We start from the raw sequence: 3,877 nt of genomic DNA, 5'->3' as shown, positions 1-3,877 counted from the left end.
GTCATCGACTGCACCGACACCGGAGCATCCCCACCGACCGCCACCGTGCCCACCTGAATCTGCCGCGAGCGACGCCGCTCGGCGATGGGCGTGGCGGGCATGCCGGGCAGACCCAGTGGGACCGGTTCCCCGCTCATGGCGTCACCCCCGGTTCCCGGAGACGGTCTCGCGGGCCGCCCGCAGCGACTCCTTCAGCGAACCCATGGTCGCGAGCACGGCGGTCGGCTCGTAGCCGCAGTGCGCCATGCAGTTGTCGCAGCGCGGGTCCTTGCCGCGGCCGTACTTGTCCCAGTCGGTCTCGTCGACCAGTTCGCGGTACGTCGGCACATAGCCGTCGCTCATCAGATAGCAGGGCCGCTGCCAGCCGAAGAGCGAGTAGTTGGGGATGGCCCAGGCCGTGCACGGGAAATCGGCCTTTCCCTCGAGGAAGTCGAGGAACAGCGGCGAGTGGTTCAGCCGCCAGCGGCGCCGATTGCCGCCCGCGAAGGCCTTCTTGAAGAGTTCCCTGGTCTGCTCGACGCCCAGGAAGTGGTCCTGGTCGGGAGCCTTCTCGTAGGCGTAGGCGGGCGAGATCATCATCTCGTCCACCTCCAGGTCGTCATTGAGGTAGTTGAGCACCTCGATGATGGTCTGAGGGGTGTCGGTGTTGAAGAACGTCGAGTTGGTGGTGACGCGGAAACCCCGCTTCTTGGCCTCCTTGATGGCGGCCACCGCCTCGTCGAACACGCCTTCCTTGGCGACGGATTCGTCGTGCCGCTCGCGCAGTCCGTCGATGTGCACGGCGAAGGCGAAGTACGGGGACGGCTTGAACTTGTCCATCTTCTTGCGCAGCAGCATCGCATTGGTGCACAGGAAGACGTACTTGCGCTTGGCCACCAACTGCCGCACGATCTCGTCGATCTGAGGGTGCATCAGCGGCTCACCACCGGCGATGGACACCATGGGGGCACCGGATTCCAGGACCGCGCCGACGGCCTGCGCGACCGGCATGCGCTGCTTCAGAACTCCGGCGGGGTGCTGGATCTTCCCGCAGCCCTCGCATTTGAGGTTGCAGGCGAAGAGCGGTTCCAGCTCGACGATGAGCGGGAACTTGTCCCGCTTGCGGAGCTTCTGTTCAAAGAGATAGGTCGCCACCTTGACGGTCTGGCGGATCGGCATGGCCATATCTCGCTCACCTCCTGGGGAGCAGCAAAGAACGGTGCCATTCATAGAAAGCGGGAAGTACCGAACGAAGAACGCGGAATGCAGATATTCCACCGCGCACCGTGCCGATACGGACCAGTTCATGTTCTGGAGCGTCCACGACCACCCGTACGGCCGCAACCGGGCGGGACCCGGACCGTACGGCCGTACGCAGGGTCGCCGCCGACTCCATGTCGACCGCGATGGCCCCGTCCGCGAGCAGCGCGGCCCGCTCGTGGCCGCGCACCACATGGTCGGACCCGGTCATCGGACCGGTGTGCACGGTGCGCTCGGGCAGGGCCGTGACCAGCTGTTTCACCAGTACGTCGGTGGCCTCGCAGCGGACGGCGCCGTGCGGATCGCGCGTTTCCTCGGCGACGACCAGGTCACCAGGGTGCATGCCGGGGGCGAGCCCCGCGCAGAACCCGGTGGCGACGACCGCCGCGTGCCGGAGTGTGGGACCGCCGAGCGCCCGGCTGACGGCGCGCTCGGCGGCCTTCGGGCCCATCCCGGTGCGGAGCACGGTGACGGGAGCGTCGGCGCCGCCACGCTCCCCCGTGCGCAGGGCGAGCCGCTCGATGCCCAGCGCGCAGGCGACGAGCAGCGGAGTCGGCCCGTGGGATCTGCCCATCAGGCCCCCTCGTGGCCGGTCCCGTGGACGTATCGGCCCAGTGCGGTGAGCGGGAAGACCTGCCGGTAGAGGTGGTAGTTGATGGAGAAGTCCCAGGGGAAGCCGGTGCCGGTGAAGTACGGCTCGTCCCAGGTGCCGTCCGCCAGCTGGGTCTCGGCGAGCCAGGCCACCCCGCGCTGCACGCTCTTCGACTCCCGCTCCCCCGCCGCGAGCAGCGCGAGCAGCGCCCAGCCGGTCTGCGAGGCGGTGGACTCGCCGCGGGCCACCCAGGCGCTGTCGATGTAGCTGCGCAGGTCCTCGCCCCAGCCGCCGTCGTCGTTCTGCACCGACTCCAGCCAGTCGACGGCGCGGCGGATCGCGGGATGCGAGGCCGGCAGACCCGCGGCGGTCAGGGCCGGCACCACGGACCCTGTGCCGTAGAGGTAGTTGACACCCCAGCGGCCGAACCAGGCGCCGTTCGGCTCCTGTTCGGCGAGCAGCCATTCGATGCCGCGCCGGGCCGCGGGCTCGTGCGCCCTGCCCTCGTACGCGAGCATCTCCACGACGTGACCGGTGACGTCCGCCGACGGCGGGTCGATCACCTCGCCGAAGTCGCAGAACGGCAGCCGGTTGGGGAAGGCGCTGGTGTTGTCGACGTCGAAGGCGCCCCAGGCGCCGTTCCTGGACTGCATGCCGACGTTCCAGCGCACGCCCCGGGCGATCGCCGCGTCCACCCGCTTCCGGTCGGGGTGTGCGACGCGGCGCAGCGCCAGGACCACTTCCGCGGTGTCGTCGATGTCGGGGTAGTTGTCGTTGTGGAACTCGAACGCCCATCCGCCGGGCGGCAGTTGGGGCCTGCGCACCGACCAGTCCCCCGGGCGGACGATCTGCTCGGCGAGCATCCAGTCGGCGGCCCGCACCAACTGCGGGTGATCGGCGGGCACTCCGGCGTCGGCGAGCGCGACCGTGGCCAGGCAGGTGTCCCAGACCGGGGACTGGCAGGCCTCGATCATCCGGGCGCCGTCCTCGCGCCAGACCGCGAACCGGTCGAGGGACTCGAGTCCGGCGCGCAGCACCGGATGCTCCAGGTCGTAGCCGAGCAGGTGCAGGGCGATCACCGAGTACACGGCGGGCGGCTGGATGCCGCCCCAGCAGCCGTCGTTCTCCTGCCGCTCCACGATCCACCGGGCGGCGGACCGCATCGCCGCCCTGCGCAGTCCGGGCACGGCGACCTTGTGGTACGCGTGCAGGGCCTTGTCGAGCCGCTGGAAGACGCCGTCCCAGCTGGCCACGGGCGCCAGCGGCTCCGGTGGCCTGGGCACGGCGGGGTCGGTGTGCAGCTCGTCGAGCGGGAAGGGCGCCGGCCGCACCGGACGCTTGGCCGACACGATGGTGAGCGGCACGATGGTCTGCCGCGCCCAGCAGCCGAAGTCGTAGATGTTGAGCGGGAACCACTTGGGGAAGTAGATGAGCTCCGGGGGCAGTTCGGGCAGGTCGTCCCACTTCCACCAGCCGAAGAGGGCGAGCCAGATCCGGGTGAAGACGCGGCTGCGGGCGATCCCGCCCTGCGCCCTGATCCACTCCGACGCCTTCGCCATGTGCGGATCGTCCGGTGCGTCGCCGGCGAGCCGCAGCGCCACGTACGCCTCGATGGTGGTGGAGAGTTCGCCGGGGCCGCGGTAGAAGGTCGCCCAGGTGCCGTCGTCGCGCTGCTCCCCGCGGATGAACAGGGCGGCGGCCTGCGTGGTGTGCTCGTCCCTGATGCCGAGGAACTGGCGCAGGAGCAGATCCTCCGCGTCCATCGTGACGTTGGTGTCGAGGTCGCCCTTCCACCAGCCCTGGGCGTCCTGGCGGGAGAGCAGAAAGTCGGTGGCGAGTGCGGTCGCCCGCCGGGCCGCGTCGAGCGCGGTCGGTGCCTCGCCGGTGGATTCCTTGGCCGAGGGTGCGTGGGGCGGTACCGCTCCCGTGCTTCCGTCGGTCGTCGCTGTCATGGCTTCCCCTTACGTGCAGTTCGACTTCTGCTGTGCTGGGGTATGCCGTCGGCCGGTGCGCGGGACGCCTGGTGCGTACCGCGCACCGGCCGGC

General features: G+C 70.0%; 3 protein-coding genes and 1 pseudogene. All 4 read right to left on the bottom strand.

Features of this window, described 5'->3' with window-relative positions:
* Nucleotides 1-137: pseudogene (locus DY218_RS25470) on the bottom strand (flavodoxin-dependent (E)-4-hydroxy-3-methylbut-2-enyl-diphosphate synthase); the annotation flags it as partial.
* Nucleotides 138-141: 4 nt separating this feature from the next.
* Nucleotides 142-1,164, bottom strand: coding sequence for an adenosyl-hopene transferase HpnH (gene hpnH / locus DY218_RS25465; protein ID WP_128558489.1), 1,023 nt, complete (start codon nt 1,162-1,164; stop codon nt 142-144).
* Between the two features lie 7 nt (nt 1,165-1,171).
* Nucleotides 1,172-1,813, bottom strand: coding sequence for a phosphorylase family protein (locus tag DY218_RS25460; RefSeq protein WP_128558488.1), 642 nt, complete (start codon nt 1,811-1,813; stop codon nt 1,172-1,174).
* Nucleotides 1,813-3,783, bottom strand: a complete 1,971-nt coding sequence (gene shc, locus DY218_RS25455) for a squalene--hopene cyclase (RefSeq protein WP_128558487.1) — start codon at nt 3,781-3,783, stop codon at nt 1,813-1,815. The genes DY218_RS25460 and shc overlap by 1 nt, the downstream gene beginning before the upstream one ends.
* Nucleotides 3,784-3,877 lie beyond the last annotated feature (94 nt).

This window comes from Streptomyces triticagri (assembly GCF_003429565.1).
Lineage (GTDB): Bacteria > Actinomycetota > Actinomycetes > Streptomycetales > Streptomycetaceae > Streptomyces > Streptomyces triticagri.
This window is presented reverse-complemented; position numbering and strand designations above follow the sequence as displayed.